Genomic DNA, 23,745 nt, shown 5'->3' on the forward strand with positions numbered 1-23,745 from the left:
AGCAAAAAAAGCCGGAGAAGCAACGGAACTTCCGCTGCGTCTTCGGCTTTCTTTATTTGACTTACCCTTCGGTCGTCGCCGTCTCCGCCTTCACCGACTCGGAAGCGAGCACGGTATGCGGCTTCTTGAGCTTGGCGACGAACAGGCTTAGCGGCAGGGCGGCGAGCGCGACGAAGGTTGCGATCAGATATACGTCGTTGACGCTCATCGTGAACGCCATCATCTCGATGTGCTCGCGGTTCTGGTCGCCCGCCATCGCCAGGTCGGTGCCGTGGTCGATGGAGCGCGAAGCGAGCAGCGTCGTGAAGATCGCGATCGCGAAGGAACCGAAGACGTTCCGCGTCCAATTCGAGATGGAGGAGGCGTGGCCCGAGTTTTCCCGAGAGATCTCGTCCATGGCCGCATTGCTCGACGGCATGACGACGAACGCGATCCCCAGGTTCCGCACGGTCATCCACCAGATGACATAGGAATGTGAGACATCGATGCTGAGCCAGCTGAGCGCCAGCGTGCCGGCGGTCAGCAGGATGATGCCGATGGACATCAGCACGCGCGGCCCGACGACGTTGTACAGCTTGCCGACGATCGGCATCATGAGCGCCATCGCGAGCGAGGCCGGGAGCAGGATCAGGCCGGTGTCCATCGCGGAAACGTGCTGGATGCGCTGCAGGAAGACGGGCGTCAGCAGCGTGCCGGAGTATAGGCTGATCGTGATGATGTTCGCAATGATCGTATTCAGCGTGAAGCGGCCGTTCTTGAAGACCCGCAGGTTGAGCAGCGGCGATTCGGCCGTCAGCTCCCGCCAGATGAACAGGGCCAGTACGACCAGCCCGCCGGCGAACAGCCCGATGACTTTGGCGGATCCCCAGCCCCAGCTATGGCCTTGACCCAAGGCGAGCAGGAGCGACGTGCTGCTGACTACGACCGTGAGGAAGCCCAGGCCGTCGAACGACTTAGGCACGCTAAGCCGGTAATACGGAATGTACAGGTACACCAGCAATATCGCGATCAGGCCGATCGGCAGATTCATGATAAAAAGCCACTGCCAGTCGAAGTTCTGCAGCAGCCAGCCGCTAATCGTCGGTCCGAAGGCCGGAGCCAGCATGGCGGACAGGCCCCAGAAGGCGATAGCCATCGGTTGTTTGCCGCGCGGGATGATTTGATAGATAATGGACATGGTAGCGGGGATGATCAGGCCGCTGAAGGCGCCCTGCAACACCCGGAACAGGATCAGCGAAGCCTCGCTCCATGCGGCCGCGCACAGCGCGGAGGCTGCGGTGAAGCCGATGAGGGAGAACAGGTACAGCCGTTTGTAGCTGAAGCGTTCGCCCAGGTAGCCGACGATCGGAGCGGTCGTGCCCATCGCGAGCATGAAGCCGGTCAGCGTCCACTGAACCGAGCTCAGCGTCGTGTGAAAGTGCTCCTTAAGCGGCTCGAGCGCGAGGTTAATCGTCGCCGAGGCCAGGACGCACAAGAAGGAACCGATAAAAATGGACATCATAACCGGCCAAAAACGAACCTCCGGCGTCTTTTTTTCCGTATTCATAATAACTCTCTCCATCTCCCAGCTATATGTCTATATTTACATATATAAAACGCCATAATATTACTACGCATGCTCGCGTATGTCAAAGCAATTTTTCCTACAAAGGAGCAACGACGTGAACACCCTCTCCTACGGACTGCTGAGCCTGCTCGCGCAATCTTCCTTTTCCGGCTACGATCTGATGCTGCGCATCCAGCCGTTCTGGCCGGCCAAGCACAGCCAGATCTATCCGCTGCTCGCCAAGCTGGAGAAGGAAGACTATATTAGCTGCGAGCTGGTACCCCAACGCGATAAACCGGATAAAAAGGTGTATTCCCTGACCGCGAAGGGCAAGGAGGCGCTGAAGGCATGGTTCGACCAGCCGGCGGCCGAGCCCGCGCTCCGCGACGAGATGATGCTCAAGGTGTTCTGCCTGTCCTACGCGAAGAACGAATCCGCGCGCAACATGCTCGCCGGCCGCCTCGCCTACCACGAGGAGCGGCACCAGACCTACGAGCTCAAGCTCGCGCAGCTGCGCGAGAAGCCGGAGTGGCCGGAGGAGGGGTTGCCCTCTCCGAAGCACCCGCTGTTCGGCGCCTATCTGCTCACGCGCAAGGCGATCATGACGAACGAGGCCAACCGGGCCTGGTGCGAGTGGGCGCTCAGTCTGCTGCCGGAGGAACATTGAACGGTTAGACGACGCCGGGGGTTAATGCTGGATGGCGCGCTTCGGTACGGTTGCGCGCCGATGTGCTTCCCATCGACAGTACTTTAGCCACGCAACCTCGCATGCGCGCCGATGTGCTTTCCATCGACAACACTTTGCCACGCACCCGCACCATCCCGCACATCGCCTTCACCACAAGAGGCGTTGCGCCACGCACCCGCCCGATCCGGCTAATCGCCTTCACTACAAGAGGCGTTGCGGCCCGCACCCGCCCCATCCGGCCCATCGCCTTCACTACAAGAGGCGTTGCATCTCGCACCGCCCCCAACTGGCTAATCGCCTTCACCACAAGAGGCGTTGCGCCACGCACCCGCCCCATCCGACCCATCGCCTCCACCACAAGAGGCGTTGCGCCGCGCACCCGCCCGATCCGGCTCATCGCCTTCACTACAAGAGGCGTTGCGGTCCGCAGCATCCTCGCACTCGCTCCTACAAGTTGACCTCGACCATCGACTGCGCCGTGACGGGATTGTCGGTGATGATGCCGTCGATCTGGAACTTCAGCACTTCCTTCAGGTCGCGCCTGTCGTTGACCGTCCACACCCACACCTCGCGGCCTCCGGCATGCGCTTGCTTCACGAGCTGCTTGGTCAGCATGACCTGCTCGATCGTGTAGAAGTCGACGTCGAGCGCCGACAGATCCCCGAGCGCGAAGTAGAGGATCCGCCCGATCTTGATGTCGGGATCGAGCGACCGGATGTAGCGGAGCGCATCGCCGTCGAACGACTGAATGTACGCTTCCTGCGCCATGTCCGACTCCTGGATGAGCCGGACGACCTCCCTGGCCAGCGCCTCGCCCGCGCCGTACGGCTTCAAATCGATGAGCAGCTTGATCCGCCCATGCGCCGTGTCCAGCACCTCGCCCAGCGTCGGGATGCGTACGAGCTCCCCGTTCTCGTCTTCCCCGATGTCGAGCGCGCTGACCTGCGCGTAGGTCAACTCGGAGACGCGTGCGTTCACGCCGGCCATCCGGCGGAGGTTGGGATCGTGGTGGAGCACCACGACCCCGTCCTTGGTCAGCTGGACGTCAAGCTCCACGGCCGTCATGCCCTTGTCGATCGCGGAGACGACGGACTGCAGCGAGTTCTCGGGCGCATCCGCCGCATCGCCACGGTGCGCCGCGATGAGCACGCTCCATTTGGCGTACACGAGACTGCCGTTCGCCCTGAATCCGACGAATACCGCCAAGCCGACGTAGGCGACGGCGAGTGACGCATACAGCAGGCGTTTGCGCTTCAACCCCTTGAGATAGCGTCCAAGGCGGCCCTCGAACCGTCCGAGCCCGCTATAGTAGATGCGGAGACGGTCCTGCGGCTTCGCGCCGCTGGCGCGGCCGAAGTTATAGTAGAGACGCGTCAGCAGGATGATGTTGACCGGCAGGAGCAGCAGCGCGAACATGTACGTCAGAATCGTCGACAGCGTCAGGGAATAATGGTTGGATACGACGGTCAGCACGTTCATGTTCAGCCAGGCGGGCAGGTAGGACAGCGAAGAGATCGCAGCCGAGCCGGCCGCGAACACGGTCGCGTTGAACAGGAACAGCGAGAAGAACAGCTGCATCCGCCTGCCCCGCGTCAGCGCCTGGCTGCTGCGGATCGCCTGCGCGGTCGTCTTGTCTTCCAGCACGATGAAGTGCAGCGCGAATATCCACCGCAGCAGCGCGTACAGCGCGGCGACGATGATAAGCGTATACACGATGGCCATCGTATACGAGGCGTCAAGCAGCTGATTGTTCAAAAAGATCGGCACGTTAAACAGGGCATAGAACGAAGCCGACAGCGGCGAGTCGATGAACGGAATCAGGACGAGCAGCAGGACGAGCAGCTGGAAAATACCGAAGCCGAGCAGCCTCGGCGCCCGCCGGATCGTCGTCAGCACCGCGTCCGAGATCGCGATCTCTTTTCCGAAATAATGCTGCTGCACGAGCACGATCAAGACAAACAGCTCGATCAACACCGCTACGGAGGCGACGAGGCCGATGAGGACGAGACCTAGCGCGCCTTTATAGGTAAGCCCGAGCCTGTAGACCTCGCCGTTGAGCAGCGAGCCGGAGCCGACGACCGTCAGAATCCGGTTGAACATGAACGTAATGACCGGCACGATCACGACGCTCGAGATCAGCATGTATAAATATTCGAACAGCAGCAGCTTGGGGTAGGTGGCTCGAAAATCGCGGAAGGCTCTGCCCAGCAGCTTAAACATAGCGATTCATCCCAGTTCTATAAAAGTATGATGGCTTGCCCAGGTGGCGGTCCTCCTATCATAACATGTCCGGGAAGCGGGACCGATAGGCGACGGCGGAACGCCGGACTAGGCATGCGCATACCTTATCCTATGTTCAAATAGACGGAGGTATCGCTATGAGCTTGCAGTACTCTGCCCGCGGCGCTTCGACGCCGCTCTATCAATGCGCGTCCCATGTCCATGACACGCTGAAGTCCGTGAAGGACCACATGCACGGCCTCTGCGGCCAACACGCCGGCAAGATGGCAAGAGTCGAGACGCTCGACGGCGACGTGTTCGAGGGGCACCTCATGCACTGCGACCGAGGCATCCTGTATATGAACATACCGGACAGCCGCGCCTTCTTCCCGGGCCCGCCCGTTCCGTTCGGGAACCCCGGCTTCGTGCTGCCGCTCGTGCTCTTCAACCTGCTCACGATCTCGCTGCTCTAATCGGTAATCGCCCGCTCTTATCCATGACAAGGAGTGAGAAGTAATGGCATTCATGCCCCCTTTCGGACCGCAAGGCACGCAGCAAGCGCCTACCGCGCCGCCGCCGCAATCTCCTCCGCCGAGACCGCTCACCGCATCGGCCCTGGCCGTCGACCCGGGCGCGATCCGCGGCTGTCTGTTCCGCAACACCTATATCTGGCCCCGCAACGGCCAAGGCTTCTGGTTCTATCCGACATTCGTCGGCCGCACGTCGGTCTCGGGGTTCCGGTGGAACGGATTTTTCTGGATGTATTCCGGGATCAGCCTGGATCGGATCGAGTCGTTCACTTGCTTCTAATTCTTATGATCAAAAAAACGAAGCGGGCGCCGGATACCGGTGCCCGCTTCGTTTAGGGTGATCAGACTTTACGAGAGGAGCGCCAGCCCCTCCTTGCCCAGGAGACTCTCCACGATAAATGCCAGCTGCGCCTCGAGCGAGATCGGATCGTTGTAGTAAGACCCCTTGGCGTCGATGAAGTAAGCCCTGCCTTCCTTGACGGCGGGCAAGCCCTTCCACAGCGCGCTTCCGTATACGACCTCCGGATTGCCGTCGTCCCATCCCCAATTGCTGGTGAAAATGTAATCTCCCGCGTAATCGGGCAGCTGCTCGAGCGACAGGTTCGCCCCGAATTCCGGACCGTCGATCAGCTTCTGCTGAATGATCGGGGGCGCCTTGAGGCCGAGATCGCCGTACAGAATCTCCCCGCCGCGGCCGCCCTTATCTCCCCAGGCATAGATACCTTTGGCGTACGGTTGCAGAATCGATACCGTGCGGTCTCCCACCGTCTCGACGATCTGGGGCTTGACGCGCTCGATCTTGCGATTCCACTCGTCGATCCAGGATTGAGCTTGGTCCCCCCTGCCCGTGAAGTCGCCGAATTTTTTCAGCAGCTCCGCAGGCCTGTCCGCGCCGTAGGCGAGCCGCACGACGGGCGCGATCTCGGCCAGCTTGTCGTATTGGGCTGCTTCCAGGTAGTCGAATACAACGATCAGATCAGGCTGAAGGCTGAGGATCTTCTCGAAGTCGGAGCCTTCGCCAAGATTGACGACGCCGGCCAACTGGTCTTTGTGATACGGGCTTTGCATCGATGCGTCGGTGGCGGCTATGGGCTTGATACCCAGCTCTAGCAGATTGCCGATCGCGCTGCCCGTCAGATCGACGATGCGTTCCGGGTGGACCGGTATCGTGACGGAGCCTTGGCTATCGACATAGGTCCGGGTACCGGAGGCTGAGCTCTCCGCGGAGGCCGGCGAACTTGCGGCCGGCGAGGATGCGGTTACGGTTGGAGATGAGGTTGCCAGCGAACTACCCGCGTTTGTAATGCCATTGCCGCATGCGCCCAGCAGCATGGTAATGCCAAGCAGCAACGCGGCTGCGGGCAGGGATGACGTTCTTTTCTTTCTTGACATGGATGACCCTCCGGTTGCTCTATCGTGAGAATGATTATCAACGATAATGTAGCACCGGGGGGAGACCGGGGCAAGGGCATATTCGGTACGTGCGACGGGCAATTCCGGTACGGCGTCAGGCGGCCCTGCGAGATACTTGGACGGGGAGCGACCGAAGCTCTTCTTGAAGCTGCGGCTCAGCGAGTGGGCGTCGGGGTAGCCGACGCGCTCCGCGATCTCCTGCAGGGACGCGCCGGCAAGCCCGAGCATGCGCGCCGCGCGATCCATGCGAACCTGCGTCAGGTAACGGATCGGACTGAGGCCGAGGCGGCGGCGGAACTGCTTGGTCAAGTAGCTCTCGCTGCAGCCGAACAGCTCTGCGATCCGCGACAGCGTCACTTGCTCCGCATAATGCTCGTCCATATACCGGACGACCTGCGCGATCAGGTCCGGACGGCTCGGCTCGACTCCCTGCTCCCGCAGCTGCCGCAGCAGCTCGTGCACGAACTGGCCGAACAGGAGCCGCGCGCGCAGCTGGTTCAGCGGATCCGCGCTCAGCCAATCCTCGCGCATGGCCGCCAGATTGTCCGCCAGCGCCTGCGGATATGAGGGCAGCATGCCGTAGTGGCATCGGAAGGGGTCGCCGGTCGCCGCATGCGAGCGGTACTGTCGAAGATAGTGCGGGAGGGGTTCGGCCTTGTACAGAACCATGTAGTAGGACAGCCGCTCAGCCGGGTACAGCTCGAGCACCGCGCCCCGGCCGCCGTGGAGCACGTGGTGGCTGCCGAGCTCGCGCGGCTCGTCGTCCAGCTTCGCCAACCCGCTGCCTTCGATCGTGTACAGGAACGCATGGGCCGGCAGCCGGTAAGCGCGAAGCGCGTCCCCGCGCGCAAGTGTTCCCAACCGTACGTCCATCAACCTCGCATTCGCATGATTCCACAGCGCGATTTGCTCGTCGACCCTCATGTCCATACTCGTTGCTCCCCGCTTGCTGCCGTTTACCTCAGTATATTGATAATCATTATCATCGTAAAGTACGCCCAGCCGTACAACGCCAAAAGCCGGACGCTTCCGCGCCCGGCTCTTGGCCCACTCCTTATTCGGCGCGGCCTTACTCCCTGGCCGACGCCGCGATGCGGCTCGTCTCGCCGCCCTTGCCTTGGCCGCCCGCCAGGAACCAGCCGCCGACGGCGATCAGCACCAGCACGACGTAGAAAGTCAGCTTCCAGCCCGTCGACTCCGCGAAGTGATGCGGGATGACGTGCAGCGACGGATGCGCCAGCGTGTGTACCGCGAGCTTGACGCCGACCCAGCCGACGATGACGAACGCCGCGATCTCGAGCGACGGCCGGCTCTCCAGCAGCTTCACGAACAGGTTGGCGGCGAAGCGCATGATCAGGAGGCCGAGGAAGCCGCCGAGGAAGATGACGGCGAAGTGTCCGCCGTCCATGCCGCCGATGCGAGGCAGGGTCGTCTCCGGCAGGGCGACGGCGAGCGCGACGGCCGCCAGAATGGAGTCGATCGCAAAGGCGATGTCCGCGATCTCCACCTTGATGACCGTTGGCCAGAATCCGGCCTTGGGCTTCGCGCCCGTATGCGGCTCCGCGTCCCGCTCGCCTTTCTTGACGAGGGCCTTGCGGAAGATGTGGTTAAGCGCGATAAACAGCAGATACAGCGCCCCGATCGCCTGCACCTGCCAGACGTCCACCAGAAACGAGATCGCGAACAATGAGGCGAAGCGGAACACGAACGCGCCCGCGAGGCCGTAGAATAAGGCCTTCTTCCGTTCTTTCTCCGGCAGATGCTTCACCATGATCGCCAGCACGAGCGCATTGTCGGCGGCGAGCAGCCCCTCCAGCGCGACGAGCACGAGCAGCACCCATCCGTATTCCATCAGCAATGCGAAGTCCATGAACATCCTCCTTTTCTCGAATCGTCCGCCTGCCGTCCGTTCTTCCCTTGAACAAAACAAAAGAGACCTCTGCCTTGTTCAAGGACAAAGGTCTCGCTAACAATGCCATCGTCGGCAATGCCAATAAAGCCGGAGAGCGGCGCTCTCGTATTGACGACTTTATTGTGGCAGCTACTCCCCTTCGGAGTCGATACATATATGGTTGCGGCTTGCGGTGTTCATGCTACATACGGAGAAGACGTTAGATGGTTTCAAGCTTTTTAATCCCGTGTGGATGGAATGAATTGACAACGCATCTGTATGGGTGCCATAATACAGTGAGTCATAGGACGGGTGAACAACGCATGCTGAATTTTTACGAGCTCAAGCTCAACCATAAGGACCCCGTGTATCTGCAGGCTGTCCTGTACGTGAAGCGGCAGATCCTGCTGCGCAAGGCAGTGTCCGGCGACAGGCTGCCGTCCAGGCGGGAGATCGCGGCACAGCTCGGCATCAATCCGAATACGGTGCAGAAGGCCTTCAAGCTCATGGAGGAAGAAGGCTTCGTGCGCACGAGCAGTACGCTCGGAAGCGTCGTCTATGTAGACGAGGACGTTTTCCGCCGCATCGAGGACGAGTTGAACCGGGAGCTGGTTCAATCGTTCGTCGAGTCGGCCAAGGAGATCGGTCTATCTTTCAAGTCGGTCGTGGAGTTGGTCAGCGAGCATTGGGAGTAATTTTTTTGCCCCCTCTGTACTATGCTAATCATACAATGGGATGTGAAGAAATGAAGGGCTTGTACCGTTTGCTCAATCTGGAATTCGGCAAGTGGATCGTTTTCGCCGCCTTGCTGTGCGCCGCCGCCATTCTTGCGCCTCTTTTTCTGCTTTACGGACAGCTCGAGAGTTACAGCGCCTACACCGTCAACGAACGGTATGAGAATGTATACGTCTCCGCAGGCGGCGTCCTGCTGTTCGGGATGTTCGTCGCGCTCGCCTGCGCCTATTTTCTCGTTACCGTATACGCCGACTATTGGGGCAGCAAAAGCGTCTATACGTACTTGTCGCTGCCTGTCCGGCGAGAGGCGCTGTACCTGAGCAAGCTCGGCGCCTTCGCCATCTGCCTGCTTCTCCTGCTCGCCGCCCAGCTGATCGGCATCCGGCTCGGCTATGCTCTCTATGCGGCCAAGGTCGGCAGCTACGAGGGCGGGCATTTCCTCATGCACAACGGCTTTTTTCTCGCGATGATCCGCTCCGAATTTTTCCGCCTGCTGCTGCCGCTCGGCCTCGCCCGGATCGTGTCCACGCTCGCCCTGTTCGCCGTGACGACGACAGGCCTCTACTTCGGCGCGCTCAGCGAGCGTAGCCGCGAGTACTTCGGATTCGCCGCGATTGCGTTTGCCGCGTGGATTGCGTTCCGTGTCGTGGCTTACCGCTTAGGAGAGAATGAGCACATATTAGGAGACATAAGCCTGCTGTACAGCAGTTGCTTGCTCTTCGCGCTTAGCGCAGTCTTCGTACGGCAGAGTCTTCGCATCGTCAAAAAGGGTGCGATCGCATGAGTCGGCTCGGGAACGCGAGGGCGCGCATGAATCGTCTGAAAAAGCACGCCGCCATCCCCATCGCGGCGACTGCCGTTTGCATCATTCTGGCCTTCGCGTTTTCTACCTATGGAAGCAAGGAAAAAGCGCGCTTCGAGCTCAAGGACCTCGCCGGCAGTAGGGAAGCGCTCCGCGACGTCGAGATCGGCGGCGAGCTGACGGACGGGTACTACCGGACGGCATTCCGCATCGCGGAGGGCATACTTGGCACCAAGACGAAGATCTTCGAGCAGCCCAAGGATCCGAATCGCTATCCCTTCGGCGGTGCGAATCAAACGGGGGACGAGATCACATACAGCTTCGATAATCGAAGCGTTTCCTACCATATCTTGGCCTGGCAGTGGAAGGACAACGACCCTATCGCGGTCCGGGAGACGGAGCTGAATCCGCCGATCGCCTACCACGGTCCCGAGGCCGATGCCAATGCCGTGAGGATGGCCAACAGCGCAGAGTACGGTCTGGCGAAGATCGGAGACCGCGTCTATTACACGCCGCCCGTCTCCTCCTACTTCACGGGCACCAGCGGAATCTACGAATTAAAGTTTTACGAGTGGGGACTCGGTCCGTTTGTGGATAAACAGGATTATGCCCCTCGCAAGGTCGCGGACATCCCGCTGGGGGCGAACAAGGCGGGCGGTAACGGTATCGAAGTGCTCGGCATGAAAGCCGTGGGCGACAGGCTGGCGCTGCTCACCGTACAGAACCATGCGCTCGTCGTTCAGGGCTACGATTCCGTCAGCGGACGGGTGCTAGGGGAGGTATCCGTGCCGGACTTCTATCCCGTCGGCAGGCCAAGCGACCCTGCTGCCGCGAGCGCTCACTACGAACCCTATGAGTCGTATGCCGACGAGAGCGGCGACAGGCTGATCGTCAGCTTCCGGCGCAGCGCGGCGGGCGAGGAGGCGCGGGCGCCGACGACCGTACTCGTCCTGGACTTCGCCGGCGGCGTAAAGCTCGTGCAGCGGTTCGAGCTCTCGCTGGACGAAGGCGAATCCAGAACCCTGGGCTACGTCTCCGATATGCAATACCTGAACGGCAAGCTATACGTCGTGAAGTCCTGGCAGGGGCAAGCGGCCGGGCCGGAGTCGGATCCGGCGCGGGCCATCCGCCGAGTGCGGAACCAGAATCGTCTGTATCTCTACGTCTTCGAACCCTCGCAGCTCATCTACAAGGGCGAACTAATCACCGACATGAACGAGGACCGGATCCATACGCTCAACGCGCGGGAAGGGCAGCCCGGTTATGGCTACAGCGAGACGGACATGCGAACCTTCGCCAACGTCTCAATTGAACCGGATAATCCCAGTGGCACGGGGGGCAAGTAGATGATCGAGCTCAAGTACGTCGATAAGCGTTATCCGACGAGCAATGCCCTGCTCTACATCCGCGGCTTGACGATCAACAAGGGCGAGGTCGTGGGCATCCTTGGCGTGAACGGCAGCGGAAAAACGACGCTCCTCAAGTCGATCATGGGCATCGGGGAGCTGCAGAACGGCGAGATCACGATCGAGGGGCAGCCGATACAGTCGCAGTACGCGCGCATCGCGTTCATTACGGAGGAAGGCAGCTTTATGCCGGGCATGACGCCGCCGGAGTACGCGCGGTTTCTCGCCTCCTTTTTCCCCCGCTTCGATATGGAGTACTTCGAGCGGCTGATCCGGCTGTACGAGCTGCCGGCGGGCCGGCGGATCCGGACCTTCTCGAGAGGGCAGAAAATGAGGCTGGAAATCAGCGCGGGATTAGCTAAGCGAGCCGACTACCTGTTCATGGACGAACCGTTCACGGGCAGCGACATCTTCGCGCGGCGGGATTCCCTGAAGCAGATGATGTCGGAACTTCGGGGCGGCGAGACGGTGCTCATCTCCACGCATCTGATCGACGAGATCGAGAACGTCATCGACCGCGCCATCATCCTGCACCAGGGACTCATCCGCGCGGATCTCTACGTCGACGAGCTGCGGGAGGCGGGCAAAAGTCTGGCCGACGCGATGCAGGAGGCCCGCAACTCTCAGCCTTGGGGAGGCGGGGTCGAAAAGTGAGCGGACCGGCGCGACCATCGCTTGATCCCCTCTAACGATAGGCGGAATTCCATGTCACCGCGAGAGTCAGCGCCCCGATCTCTATCGCCGGACGCTATGGCGGCGGCGAGACGCGTGCTATTATCGATAGGGTAGCCCAATCGCAGTTCACGAGAGGAAGAGATGCGCGATGAGATTCAGACTAATCCGCCATGCGACGCTCTGGCTGGAATATGCGGGCGCCCGCATACTGGTTGATCCGATGTTCAGCGAAGCTGGGGCCAATCCCCCGATACAAAACTCCGGCGACGAGCGGCGCAATCCGCTGGTGCCGCTGCCCGAGGCCGCCGATGCGTGGCTCGCGCCGGATCTCGTCCTCGTTACGCATCTGCATCGGGATCACTGGGACGAAGCGGCTGCCGCGGCGCTGCCGAAGACGACGCCAGTCTTCTGCCAGCCCGGCGACGGCGAAGCGATCGGCGCGTCCGGCTACAGCGACGTCACGCAGGTCGACGACGCCGCAGCCTGGCGCGGCATCGGGATCCACCGCACCGGCGGGCGGCACGGCACAGGCGAGATCGGCCTCAGGATGGGCCGGGTATCGGGATTCGTGCTGCAGGCGGAGGGCGAGCCGACGCTCTATATCGCGGGAGATACGATCTGGTGCGAGGAGGTCCGCGACGCGCTGGATGCCTATCGTCCGGACATCGCGGTCGTGAACGCGGGCGGGGCGAGATTCGCCGCCGGAGACCCGATTACGATGGACGACGGGGACGTCGTCGCCTTGGCCGGCTATGCGCCGCATGTGCGCATCGTCGCCGTGCACATGGACGCGATCAACCACTGCCGCGTCACCCGGCAGGCGCTGCGGAAGCGGCTGCAGGCGGAGAATCTGCTGCAGCAGGTGCGAATTCCGGAAGACGGCGAATGGCTGGCGCTGAACGCTGCCGATTCCGGCCCGGACGACATCGTGCTGTCGACGGATCGCGACCTGCTGGATCTCGCGTATACTTGCCGCTACCTGCAGGAGCATACCTATTGGGCGAAAAATATGACGCTGGACGTCTTCCGCCGCGCGGTCACGAACTCCGCCCTCGTCGTGGCGGTATACCGCGGCGAGGCCGGCGGACAGCCCATTGGCTTCGCCCGCGTCGTGTCCGACCTCGCGACCTTCGCCTACCTGAGCGACGTATTCGTCGTAGAAGAATACCGCGGCAGAGGCATCTCCAAGCGCATGGTGGACTTTATCGTGAATCACCCCGATCTCCAGGGCCTGCGACGCTTCCTGCTCGTGACCCTGGATGCCCAGGGGCTGTACGCGCAATTCGGCTTCAAGCCGCTGACCGACCGCGCGCATTGGATGCAGATCCGCGGCGAGTAACGTTAGATGCTGGCATCTCGTGCCGCGCGGCAGTCCGCTTTGTCAGAGCAGATGCATCTTCGCCTCCGCCTCCTGCCACGGCACCGTATACCCGCTCCCCTTGGCGCAGAAGATCGAGGAGGAGGTGTAGAGCGGGTCGGCGTCCTTCCGGTAGCCCTTCCGCTCGATCACCTCCTGCGCGTCGTGGCAGACGTCGTACCCGCCGAACACGCAGCGGATGCTGCCCCGGCCGTGCGTGAACGAGGCCAGCTCCGTCGCGTAGTTCATGAAGGTCGCCACGGGTACCCTGCCGGCAATAATCGCATGCGTATCCGTCGTGCGCGGCGGCTCGAACCGTCCGCTGGCGCGCTGGATATCGGACAGCACCCGGCCCATCTCGTCTATTCCCACTTTGATCTTGAAGTCGTAAAAAGGCTCGAGCAGCACGTTGTCCGCCTTCTCCAGGCCCTGCCGAAGCGCCCGGAAGGCCGCCTCGCGGAAGTCTCCCCCGTGCGTATGCTCGTTGTGCCCGGCGCCCCGCAGCAGCGTGATCTTGAGGTCGGTGACCGGCATGCCCGTCAACAAGCCGTGATGCTCCCGCTCGTAGAGATGGCCCTTCACGAGATTCTGGTTGCCTATGCTGAAGTCGTTGGGGTGACAGGCGCTCGCGAACGCAAGCCCGCTGCCCCGCTCCCCCGGCTCGAGCAGCAGATGCACCTCGGCGTAGTGCCGCAGCGGCTCGAAGTGCCCGTACCCGGTGACCGCGGACCGGATCGTTTCCTTGTACAAGATCTCCGGACTGCCGAAGGCGATGTCGAGCCCGAACCGTTCCTTCGCGACCTGCTCCAGAACCTCAAGCTGAATCAAACCCATGACGTGCAAGTGAATCTCCTGCAGACTCTCCTCCCAGACGACGTTCAGCGACGGGTCCTCCGCATTCAGAATCCGGAAGGCCCGCAGCACGTCCTTGACGTTCAGGGACTCGGCGAATATCGCCTTGGACTGCAGCGTCGGCACCATCTCGTAAGCCGGCTTGTCCGTATAGACGCCAAGGCCCTGGCCGGCCTCGGCCGCGGATAGTCCGGTGACCGCGACCAGATCGCCCGCCGCCGCTCGATCGACCGTATGCGACCTGCTCCCGTTGAACGCCAGCAGTCGCGTCGCCTTCTCCGCGTACCCGATGCCGCCGCTCTCGTAGGCGAGCTCGTCCCGCACCTGCAGCGTACCGCTTAGTACCTTAAGGAAGGTCAGCCGGACGCCGTTCGCATCGTGGCGAATCTTGTACACGCGTCCGCCGAACGGGGCGTCCTCGTCATAGTCGACTTCCGTCAGCGCGTGCAGCTGCTCCAGGAACTCGGCCACGCCGGTATCCTGCAGCGCCGAGCCGCTCGCGCACGGGAACAGCCGGCCGCCTTGGATAAGCCCGCGCAGCGCCCTCAGCCAATACGCCGGATCGCCCCCGCCTTCCAGGAACGCCTCCAGCAGCGCTTCGTCCCGCTCCGCCATACGCTCGCGCAGCGGCTCGGAGACGACTCCGTCCGCAAGGCTGCCTGCGATCGGGACCGCGTCGGCCGTCAGATGAAGGCGAATCTCCTGCAGGACGCCCTCCGCGTCGGCGCCGACCCGATCCGTCTTGTTAATAAAAAAGAACGTCGGGACCCCATGCTTGCGCAGCAGCTGCCAGACGGTCTCGGTATGCCCCTGCACGCCCTCCGCCGCGCTGACGATGACGATCGCGTAGTCCATCGCCAGGACGGCCCGCTCCATCTCCGGCGAGAAGTCGACGTGCCCGGGCGTGTCGATCAGATAATAGGTCGAGCCCTTGTACGACAGCACCGCCTGGTCCGCGAACACCGTGATGCCCCGCGCCCGCTCGATCTCGTGGCTGTCCAGATAAGCGTCCTTGTGATCCACCCGGCCCCGCGACCGGATGCTGTTGGTATGATAGAGCAGTTGCTCGGCAAACGTGGTCTTGCCCGCGTCCACGTGGGCGAACAGACCGATGGTCTTCCGCATGATCGTATCCCACTTCCAGATGTCCTCGCGTCGTATCCGCTAGTCCCATTAAAGCACAATCCGCTCCTCTCCGTCACGCCGGTATCCCTGAACCGTCCACCCGCTTCTTCACCCTCGACGCGGCGCGATACGCCTTCAAGTAACAGGCCGACAGCAGGAACAGACCGCGGCTGTTGAGCAGCGCGAAGCCCCGCAGCGGCAGCCAGGTCCCGCTGTCTCCCGCGATCCGCCGCATGCACTCGAAGAAAAACGGATGACGGCTAGCCAGCTTTAGATCTCTGCGCAGCCTGCGGAGCCCCGTGCGGCATTCCAGGTTGTGCAGGCTGTTGTCCAGCACGCGGTCGAACAGGAGGCCGGCCATCATGTTCTCGGTCTTGGCCTGATCCTCGTATGCCGCATAATACGTCCTGAATTTCTCGACGAGCGTCAGCTCCTTCTGCAGATAATCGGGCTTGAAGCTGTGCGTCAGGGAGCCCTGGCGCTGGTAATAGTTGTACAAGGCCATGGGGACGGCGGCCACGATGCGCGTATGCAGCAGGTAGAACAGGTTGAACAGCACGTCCTCGCTGAACACCTCTCCGTGCGCGTCGAACCGGATGGCATGGTCGCGGATGACGCTCCGCTTATACAGCTTATTCCACAGGACGACCGAGAACTTCTTGTCCAGCCAATACCGGTCGATGCCGCGCGCCGCGATATGGACGGTCTCGTCGGTCAGTCCCAGCGCGTTCGGGACGACCCGCCGGTCGTAGACCGTGTTGTAGTCGCACGCGCACAGGTCCGCGCCGGTCTCCAGCGCGCGCTGATACAGCGTCTCGAACATCCCGGGCTCCGCCCAGTCGTCCGCGTCGACGAAGCCGACATAGGTCCCGGCGGCGACGTCGAGCCCCGCGTTGCGCGCGCCGCCCTGTCCCTGGTTAGCCTGTCGAATCACCTTGATCCTGCCGTCCATGCCGGCATAGCGCGACAGGATCTCGGCCGAACGGTCCGTCGAGCCGTCGTCGACCAGAATGATCTCGATATCGCTTAGCGTCTGCCCGATCAGGGAGTCCAGGCATCTGGGCAGATACGACGCGACATTGTATACGGGCACGATAATGCTGACTGCTGGCTTCATGTTCATCCTCCGTATGAGTGGAATGAGAAATAGCCCGCCGCTGGAAATCCGGGGTTTGGGTCGGCGGCATGCGAGCATGTGCGGGTATCGGGACTTCGTCGCTGCCTGTCGGAGGGGGTTATGTATGTATGAGCGTGTAGTACGGAGCCCGGAATTTCGCGCAAAGCAGCGGAACGTTTTTCGAAGAAACAGACGCTACATAATTAAACCTTGAAACGGAGATTAAAACAGGCGCACGTTCGCATCTTCGTCCATGCTTGCGTCTTGAAGCGGTCGTTGCTTTTTGCAAGCGCGGGCGCCGTTATCGTCGAATGCGCCTATGGCCCGCCCCAGCGGGCAGCCACGGCGTCCGCTTGCGGCAAGCCGTGGTACCTGCCCGGCGGAGGACCGGTCTCCCGGGCGGAGTCGTTCGGCTCCGCAGGCCGGCAGGCCGGCCGCACCTCCGTCGTCTTCGAGTAATTCCCGCTGGACTGCTAGAGTCAACGGGCATGAGTAAAATAAACGTTTTCATACGCATAGGCTTCGTCTTCGACGGATCTCCTTGGCGAGCGTCGGAGGTTTCTCTTAAGCGAGTTCAGTAAGGCGGGAGACTGCAGGATACGTTTGAATTGGCGGGCCAGGTCCCCGGCGTTTCCGGCCCGGAAGGTGAGGCCGTTGGTACCGTCGCGAACCTTCTCCGCCATTCCGCCAATGTCGGAGACGACGGCCGGAACGCCCGATGCCAGCGCTTCGATGAGCGCGAACGGGTAATTCTCGTACCAGACGGAAGGGACGACGGCAACGTCGCTTTCCTGATAGATTCGCGGCAGGTCCGCCTCCGAATAAGACCCCTGGAAGGCGATGCGCGGATCCGCGGATGCCATCTCCTGCATGGCCCTCATGTAATCCGGATGGCCCGTACCGTAGAGATTCAGACGTAGCCTGGGCGAACGGACCAACGACATCGCTTGAATTATCACATGTACGCCTTTGTGCTCGGTGATCGAACCGCCGTATACGAACGTAAGGGGCGATCCTTTGCCGTAAACCTTCTTATTGAGGAGCAGCGAAGCGTACCGCAATCCGTGAGGCAGCACTTCGACACGGAGAGCGGGGAAGACGCTCTTGACCATCGAAGCAAGGAAAGCGGAAGGGGACAGCACGAGGCTGGCCGATTCCAGAATAGGAAGCAAACTCGCGAGTCGATCTTGTACGTTCGGGATCCGGCAGCGGGCCAGACATGCGGCACCGCCCTCGGGACCCGAACATGGCTGGAGGTTATCGTAGAGCATGACGGACTTGGGGCATATCGTCCAGTAGTCCGTTAACGTGATCACGTAAGGGATGCCCCGGAGCTGGGACGATCGCGCAAACTCGAGCGCTCTCATCGGATGCCCGATATGAACGATGGACGGTTGTTCGCGTTCGAGGACGTGATCGGCAAAGGCGAGCAGGCTGGGGTCTCCGAACTCAAATCGGGATTCCGGGTCGAACGTCCGATGGCGATATGCCAGCACCGGGACGCCTTCGTACGCGTATTCGCCGTAGAAGACATCTCCCACCGCATTCGCGCCGTCTTCCGCCAATGAGGGGCTGTACGTAACCACCTTAACGCGATGACCCTTGTCTTGCATCGATCTAGCCATGTTAAGCACGAACTTCTCCGTACCCGTGAAGGACTCCGGAAAGAAACTGTGGACCAAGTACAGAATGCTTAGCCTTTCTCCCGACGCTTGGCGCAGATTCGGCTGGGGAATATAGGAATGGGCATCCGATTCCGGATATATAGGTTTGGCGCGGTCGACGCTTCGTTTTCCGACTTTTCGTTTGATTGCGGCTCGGATCGCCTTCCCGCGAGCTTTCCGCCCCGCTCCCGCCTTTTTGCCGCCCTTCCCGAGTCTCTTCGCGCGGGAGTCGCGCAGCATCGCCCGTTTCTTACGGCGCTTCCTTATCCGGGCCACGGCACACCCTCCCTTTTATACGAACGACGGCCTGCGTTCAAACCATCTTATGTGCACCGAGAGGTCATGCTTGGGCAGGCATCCAGACGAAAACGACGAACTTCTCCAGCGCGCCGTTATCTCACTCCTGCGCCGCTTCGTTGCCGGCATCGGCGAGATAAAGGTTGATTCCACCATTGCGCATGATTTAAAATACGGTTAAATCGACCGGATTGGAGCTGAAGAGTAAATGTGATTATTCTTGCCGATACCAAGGAAGACAGCGCTCGTTCGCCTGTATTCTTTGCCGTGCAAGAAAGTTACGTTACTCTTCTCTCGATCGGCGGGCCCTGATCCATTCCTTGGATCGGCGGATTTTTCCTGTACCCATTCGAGCTGCGAGAAGTAACTTTCTTGCGGCTCTTTCTATTTTTCCAAGGGAGGAATCCGCATGTCATTGATCCAAGTGAAAAACCTGACGTTCGCCTACGACGGCAGCTACGATAACGTATTCGAAGACGCGAGCTTCCAGATCGATACCGACTGGAAATTAGGCTTCACCGGACGGAACGGCCGGGGCAAGACCACTTTTCTCAACCTGCTGCTCGGCAAGTACGAATACCGCGGACAGATCTCGGCGTCCGTAAGCTTCGAGTACTTCCCCTTTCCCGTCGCGAATCCCGAGGACCTGACGCTGTTCGTCATGGAAGGCATCGTGCCGGAAGCCGCGGAGTGGGAGATCAAGCGCGAGCTCTCGCTGCTCAAGGTGTCGGAGGACACGCTGTACCGCCCCTTCGAGTCGCTGTCGAACGGCGAGCAGACCAAGGTGCTGCTGGCCGCCCTTTTTCTGAAGGAGAACAGCTTCCTGCTCATCGACGAGCCGACCAACCATCTCGACGTGCACGCCCGCAAGCTGGTCAGCGATTACTTGAGGTCCAAGCGCGGCTTCATCCTCGTGTCCCACGACCGGGCGTTCCTCGACAACTGCGTCGATCACGTGCTGTCCATCAACAAGGCCGATATCGATATACAGAAAGGCAACTTCTCCGACTGGTGGGAGAACAAGCGGCGGGAGGACGAATTCGAGCTGGCGGAGAACGACAAGCTGAAGAAGGACATCAAGCGGCTGTCGGACGCCGCCAAGCGAACGAGCGACTGGTCGGACGCGGTGGAGAAAACAAAGAACGGCACGCGCGTCGGCGGCCTGCGTCCGGATAAAGGCTACATCGGCCACAAGGCCGCGAAGATGATGAAGCGCTCCAAGGCCGCCGAGCACAGACAGCAGGCGGCGATCGAGGAACGCTCCGGGCTGCTGAAGAACATCGAGAGCGCGGAGAGCCTGAAGATCCCGCAGCTCGCGTATCATCAGGACCGGCTCGTCGAGCTGGCGGGCGTGTCGATTCTCTACGGAGAGAAGGCCGTCTGCGAGGATGTCGGATTCGCCGTCGAGCGGGGCGACCGGATCGCGCTGTCGGGGCCGAACGGCTCGGGCAAGTCGAGCGTCCTCAAGCTGATCTGCGGGGAGGCGCTCACTTATACGGGCACACTTCGGCGCGGGAGTCAGCTGAAAATCTCGTTCGTATCCCAGGACACCTCGCACCTGAAGGGCAGTCTGACAGACTACGCGGCCGAGCATGGGATCGACGAGAGCTTGTTCAAGGCTATCCTGCGCAAGTTCGACTTTGCCAGGGTGCAATTCGAAAAGGACATCTCGTCCTACAGCGGCGGCCAGAAAAAGAAGGTATTGATCGCGAGGAGCCTGTGCGAGCAGGCGCATCTGTACGTCTGGGACGAACCGCTTAACTTCGTCGACGTCCTCTCCCGCATGCAGATCGAGGAGCTGCTGCTGGAGCACGCCCCCACGATCCTGTTCGTGGAGCATGACAGCGAGTTCTGCAGGCGCATCGCGACGAAGATCGTCGAGCTGTAAGGTTGGAAAATGATGCGCAAACGCGGATTTTGTCGAAGGAATTCAGGCTCCGTCCATCGAATTAAAGGGGATTAAGATTGCTCGACGTGTCTGAGCAACGGAGGGTCCCCCATTGATCGTACGCACCAAGCTCGCTATCCCGCGACTTCGAAGCGCTCCCGTTCCCAGGCCGAGGCTGATGCAGAAGCTGAACGAGGGGCTGAACGCCAAGCTGACGCTCGTGTCCGGCCAATCCGGCTACGGGAAGACCACGGCGCTATGCCAATGGGCGCGGGAAGCCCGGCTCCCCGTGGCATGGATATCGCTGGACCGGCAAGACAACGATTGGATCGCATTCTGGAGCGGCGTGACGGCGGCCGTCGAAGCCGTCGCGCCGGGCTTCGGCGCTGCGGTCCTATCGCTCGTGAAGGAAGGGCCTTCGTCCGCCCCGGCTTCGGCGTCGGCCCCTGCCTGGTCGTCGGAGCCTGCGATCAAGGCGCTGCTGAACGAGCTGTACGGCCTGGCAGGCGAGCTCGCGATCGTGCTCGACGATTATCAATTCATCGAGCTCCCCGCGATCCACCGTTCTTGGGCCTACTTCGTCGAGCGCTTGCCCGATGCCGTGCATCTCTACGTCGCGAGCCGCATCGATCCGGCGATCCCGACGGCCAGACTGCTCGCCAGACAAGAGCTGCACCGCGTGACGACGGACGATCTGCGGTTCGATGCGGACGAGGGACGCGTCTTCTTCGAGCGTAAAACGGAGCTGTCGCTCACGGGAGAGCAAGCGTCCGTGCTCGTGCGCCAGACGGAAGGGTGGATCAGCGGTTTGCAGCTGGCGGCCATCTCGCTTGGGCGCAGCCCCGATCCGGCCTCATTCATCAGGCAGTTCAGCGGCAGACAACATCAGATCGCGGATTACTTGCTGGAGGAAGTGTTCCGGGATCTCGAGGCGCCGCTTCAGGCTTTTCTGCTCGAGACGTCCGTCCTGGCGCGGATGAATCCGGCGCTATGCGAGGCCGTGACGGGCCGGGCCGACTGCCGCGCGCTGCTCGCGAGACTGGAGCAGCTCAATCTGTTCCTGATCCCGTTGGACGAAGAGCGGCAGTGGTACCGATACCATCACCTGCTCTCCGACTTCCTGCGCGGCCTGTTCGCCGGCAGCGATCCCGAAGGCTGGGCGGCCGCGCATGCGAGAGCCGCGAGGTGGCTCGAGGAGCAAGGCGCTATCGAGGAGGCCGGCGAGCACTATATGGAGGGGCGGCAGTACGCGGATGCCGTGCGTCTGATCGAGCGGCATCTGCCCGAGCTGATCCAGAGCAGGGGCGCGACCCTGAGCCGCTGGGTGCTGCGGCTGCCGGAGGGCAGTCTCGCAGGCAAGCCGATGGCAGAGATGTTCTATCTGCTTCTGCTGACCGGCAGCGGGCAGAAGGAGACGGCCGCGCGCAAGATCGGGGAGGCGCGGGCGCGGTACGAGGCGCTGCAGGGCGCGATGGACGAATCGGCATGGCGGGCGGCGATGGGCAACCTTTATTTTCTGAGCGGGATCTCCTGCTACCTGCTGAAGGACCTGGCGGGCGTATCCGCGTACTTCGAGCTCGCCGAACGGCTCTTTCCCGAGGCGCGGCTGCTGCGCTCGGTCTCGTTCAACAACAATCACGTGCTCGACGAATTCGACGATCACCTGGGCTATCTGAACGATTACCATGCCGCAAGCGACTTCATGGACAAGTGGCTAGCCGCATGGGGCGGCAATCTGGCGCATCCGTTCGTCCTGTCGCTAAACGCCTCGCACAGCAGGCTGCTGTACGAATGGAACCGGCTCGAGGAAGCGGAAGCGTGCGTGCGTCGATTGCTGGGCCGCGGCGATACGCCGCCCGTCGCTCGGACGCTCCTGCACCTCTACGGGAGCGCGTCGCGCATCATGCAGGCCCGGGGGCATCCGGCGGAGGCGGCGGACCTGCTGGTCCAACTGCGGGCGCGGATCGACTCGCCGGACTACGATCTCTACATGCGCAGGATCGAAGCGGAGGAAGCCTGCCTGCTCGTGCGGCAAGGCGACCTGCCGCGGGCGGCGCGGTGGCTCGAGCGATGCGGCATGTCGCACGCGGACGAGGTGTCCGCCGGCAGCGCGGTGGAGCAGCTGTCGCTGGCCCGGGTGCTGGCCGCCTGCGGGCGCGGCGCGGAAGCGCTGGATCTGGCGGAGCGGCTGTATGCGCTGCTGTGCAGGGAGGATCGCCTGCGGGACCGGATCCAGGCGCTGCTCGTGCAGTGCGCGGCGCTGCGCGGACTGGGGCGGACTGACGAAGCGACGGTCAGGCTGGACACGGCCTTGCGGCTCGCGGAGCCGCAGGGCTTCGTCCGCAGCTTCGTCGACGAAGGCGCTGGCATGGCGGATCTCCTGGCCGCGTATGTCGGGATGGAATCGCGCGGAACCGGAGGCGCCTTCGCGTATGCGCTAAGGTTGCTGCGGGCGCTGTCGGCCGACGAGGCTGGCAGAAGGGTGGCGAGCGGGACGGCGAAGGCCGAGGTCGTCGAAGCCGCGAATCGCGGCGCGGCAGAGGGCGGTGTGACGGGGGATCACGGAGCCGCGACGGTTAGCGAGACGGTGGGAAGCGGAGCCGAGAAGGTCAGTGCGATGGCGGGAAGCGGTATAGAAGGCGCGGCGACGGATCGCGGTGCAGCGGAGGGCGGCGTGGCGGCGGAAAGAAAGGCGCCTGCCGTCGGACGGCTGCAGGTCAATTGTTTCGGCAGATTCAAGGTGTGTGGCCCAGACGGCCGGGAAGTCCGGTGGCGTACCTCCAAAGCGGAGGAGCTACTGGCCTACCTGGTGCATCACCGGGGAGAGGCGGTGGACCGGTATCGAATCATGGACGCGTTGTGGGACGACGACTCCGCCAAGACGTCCGCCAATCTGCACACGACGGTGCACTTGCTCCGCAAGACGCTCGGAAGCATCGGCATCGAAGGCGTCATTCAGCACAACCGCGGATTTTATCGCGTCGACGTCGACGTTCTGGACTGCGATTATCTGTCGTTCGAGGCTTGGGCATCCTCCGGCACGCCACCGACCGACGACAATATCGACCGCTGCGAAGCGATAGCCAAGCTCTATAAGGGCGCTTATCTGTCGGACAACGGTTATCCTTGGTCCGATCCGGTCGGCAAGAGTCTTGAAAACGAATATTCGGCACTGCTGTTCCAAATCAATGATTATTATATGGGCGATGGAAATTATCCGGCCGCCATTGCCGTGATGAAAAGGGCGCTCAAGCATGCCGCCTGGCGAGAAGACGTACACGTACGGCTCATCCAAGCGTATCTGGCGTGCAAGGACCGGATCTCCGCGCTCAAGCAATACGACGCGCTCAAGCGAATGCTGCGCACCGAATACCGACTGGAGCCGGGGGACGAGGCCAAGCGGCTGTTGAACCTGCGCTAGAACGACGACAAATTAAGCCAATAATCCAATAAACCCACGATTTCTAAATGCTGGGAATTGCAATCATTTTAAATGAGACCCTTGTTAGCTCAAGCATTTCCAGCTTCGGACACGCATC

At 61.6% G+C, this 23,745-nt stretch carries 19 protein-coding genes and 1 pseudogene; 12 read left to right on the plus strand and 8 right to left on the minus strand.

From position 1 onward, the window contains the following. Nucleotides 1–61 precede the first annotated feature (61 nt). Nucleotides 62–1,546, minus strand: coding sequence for a DHA2 family efflux MFS transporter permease subunit (locus PQG80_RS18800; protein ID WP_271752978.1), 1,485 nt, complete (start codon nt 1,544–1,546; stop codon nt 62–64). A 115-nt stretch (nt 1,547–1,661) separates the two neighbouring features. On the opposite strand from PQG80_RS18800, the gene PQG80_RS18805 reads away from it, so the two are divergent. Next, nucleotides 1,662–2,213 (plus strand): PadR family transcriptional regulator, encoded by a 552-nt coding sequence (locus tag PQG80_RS18805; RefSeq protein ID WP_271752979.1) that lies wholly within the window; start codon nt 1,662–1,664, stop codon nt 2,211–2,213. A 4-nt stretch (nt 2,214–2,217) separates the two neighbouring features. Here PQG80_RS18805 and PQG80_RS18810 read toward each other — a convergent pair whose 3' ends face one another. Together PQG80_RS18810 and PQG80_RS18815 are read right to left on the minus strand one after the other, a co-directional pair. Next, nucleotides 2,218–2,667 (minus strand): hypothetical protein, encoded by a 450-nt coding sequence (locus PQG80_RS18810; protein WP_271752980.1) that lies wholly within the window; start codon nt 2,665–2,667, stop codon nt 2,218–2,220. 14 nt (nt 2,668–2,681) lie between these two features. Then, nucleotides 2,682–4,454 (minus strand): glycerophosphodiester phosphodiesterase, encoded by a 1,773-nt coding sequence (locus PQG80_RS18815; protein ID WP_271752981.1) that lies wholly within the window; start codon nt 4,452–4,454, stop codon nt 2,682–2,684. 158 nt (nt 4,455–4,612) lie between these two features. On the opposite strand from PQG80_RS18815, the gene PQG80_RS18820 reads away from it, so the two are divergent. Both PQG80_RS18820 and PQG80_RS18825 read left to right on the plus strand, forming a co-directional pair. Further along, nucleotides 4,613–4,927 (plus strand): hypothetical protein, encoded by a 315-nt coding sequence (locus PQG80_RS18820; RefSeq protein ID WP_271752982.1) that lies wholly within the window; start codon nt 4,613–4,615, stop codon nt 4,925–4,927. 43 nt (nt 4,928–4,970) lie between these two features. Next, entirely contained in the window at nt 4,971–5,264 is a 294-nt protein-coding gene (locus tag PQG80_RS18825; RefSeq protein WP_271752983.1) for a transporter, read from the plus strand. 68 nt (nt 5,265–5,332) lie between these two features. Here the strand turns inward: PQG80_RS18825 and PQG80_RS18830 are convergent, their stop codons facing one another. After that, a complete protein-coding gene (locus PQG80_RS18830; protein ID WP_271752984.1) occupies nt 5,333–7,327 on the minus strand; it encodes an AraC family transcriptional regulator in 1,995 nt (664 codons plus the stop codon). A 139-nt stretch (nt 7,328–7,466) separates the two neighbouring features. After that, nucleotides 7,467–8,267 (minus strand): TerC family protein, encoded by an 801-nt coding sequence (locus tag PQG80_RS18835; protein ID WP_271752985.1) that lies wholly within the window; start codon nt 8,265–8,267, stop codon nt 7,467–7,469. Nucleotides 8,268–8,611: 344 nt separating this feature from the next. Between PQG80_RS18835 and PQG80_RS18840 the strand changes: the two genes are divergently transcribed. From PQG80_RS18840 to PQG80_RS18865, 6 genes and pseudogenes are all read left to right on the plus strand, one after another. Continuing rightward, the gene (locus tag PQG80_RS18840) at nt 8,612–8,983 is read left to right on the plus strand and encodes a GntR family transcriptional regulator (protein ID WP_271752986.1); all 372 of its coding nucleotides are present in this window, start codon (nt 8,612–8,614) and stop codon (nt 8,981–8,983) included. A gap of 50 nt (nt 8,984–9,033) precedes the next feature. Then, the gene (locus PQG80_RS18845) at nt 9,034–9,807 is read left to right on the plus strand and encodes a hypothetical protein (protein ID WP_271752987.1); all 774 of its coding nucleotides are present in this window, start codon (nt 9,034–9,036) and stop codon (nt 9,805–9,807) included. Nucleotides 9,808–9,833: 26 nt separating this feature from the next. Next, nucleotides 9,834–11,171: a hypothetical protein gene (locus PQG80_RS18850; RefSeq protein ID WP_271752988.1), complete on the plus strand. Its 1,338-nt coding sequence runs from the start codon at nt 9,834–9,836 to the stop codon at nt 11,169–11,171. Next, complete coding sequence (locus PQG80_RS18855) at nt 11,172–11,885, plus strand: ABC transporter ATP-binding protein (RefSeq protein WP_271752989.1); 714 nt, start codon at nt 11,172–11,174, stop codon at nt 11,883–11,885. Nucleotides 11,886–12,054: 169 nt separating this feature from the next. Further along, nucleotides 12,055–12,792 (plus strand): annotated as a pseudogene (locus PQG80_RS18860) (MBL fold metallo-hydrolase); the annotation flags it as partial. 123 nt (nt 12,793–12,915) lie between these two features. Next, on the plus strand, nt 12,916–13,245 hold the full coding sequence (locus PQG80_RS18865) for a GNAT family N-acetyltransferase (protein ID WP_432432774.1): 330 nt from the start codon (nt 12,916–12,918) through the stop codon (nt 13,243–13,245). Nucleotides 13,246–13,287: 42 nt separating this feature from the next. Here the strand turns inward: PQG80_RS18865 and PQG80_RS18870 are convergent, their stop codons facing one another. Together PQG80_RS18870 and PQG80_RS18875 are read right to left on the minus strand one after the other, a co-directional pair. Then, on the minus strand, nt 13,288–15,243 hold the full coding sequence (locus tag PQG80_RS18870; protein ID WP_271753119.1) for an elongation factor G: 1,956 nt from the start codon (nt 15,241–15,243) through the stop codon (nt 13,288–13,290). A gap of 70 nt (nt 15,244–15,313) precedes the next feature. Continuing rightward, a complete protein-coding gene (locus PQG80_RS18875; protein WP_271752990.1) occupies nt 15,314–16,357 on the minus strand; it encodes a glycosyltransferase in 1,044 nt (347 codons plus the stop codon). Between the two features lie 276 nt (nt 16,358–16,633). Here PQG80_RS18875 and PQG80_RS18880 point away from each other — a divergent pair, with 276 nt between their 5' ends. Next, nucleotides 16,634–16,816 (plus strand): hypothetical protein, encoded by a 183-nt coding sequence (locus PQG80_RS18880; protein WP_271752991.1) that lies wholly within the window; start codon nt 16,634–16,636, stop codon nt 16,814–16,816. 20 nt (nt 16,817–16,836) lie between these two features. Here PQG80_RS18880 and PQG80_RS18885 read toward each other — a convergent pair whose 3' ends face one another. Further along, nucleotides 16,837–18,261 (minus strand): glycosyltransferase family 4 protein, encoded by a 1,425-nt coding sequence (locus PQG80_RS18885; protein ID WP_271753122.1) that lies wholly within the window; start codon nt 18,259–18,261, stop codon nt 16,837–16,839. 466 nt (nt 18,262–18,727) lie between these two features. On the opposite strand from PQG80_RS18885, the gene PQG80_RS18890 reads away from it, so the two are divergent. Continuing rightward, nucleotides 18,728–20,206, plus strand: a complete 1,479-nt coding sequence (locus PQG80_RS18890) for an Lsa family ABC-F type ribosomal protection protein (RefSeq protein WP_271752992.1) — start codon at nt 18,728–18,730, stop codon at nt 20,204–20,206. A gap of 112 nt (nt 20,207–20,318) precedes the next feature. Next, nucleotides 20,319–23,627: an AfsR/SARP family transcriptional regulator gene (locus PQG80_RS18895; RefSeq protein ID WP_271752993.1), complete on the plus strand. Its 3,309-nt coding sequence runs from the start codon at nt 20,319–20,321 to the stop codon at nt 23,625–23,627. Nucleotides 23,628–23,745 lie beyond the last annotated feature (118 nt).

The organism is Cohnella rhizoplanae, assembly GCF_948329515.1.
Lineage (GTDB): Bacteria > Bacillota > Bacilli > Paenibacillales > Paenibacillaceae > Cohnella > Cohnella rhizoplanae.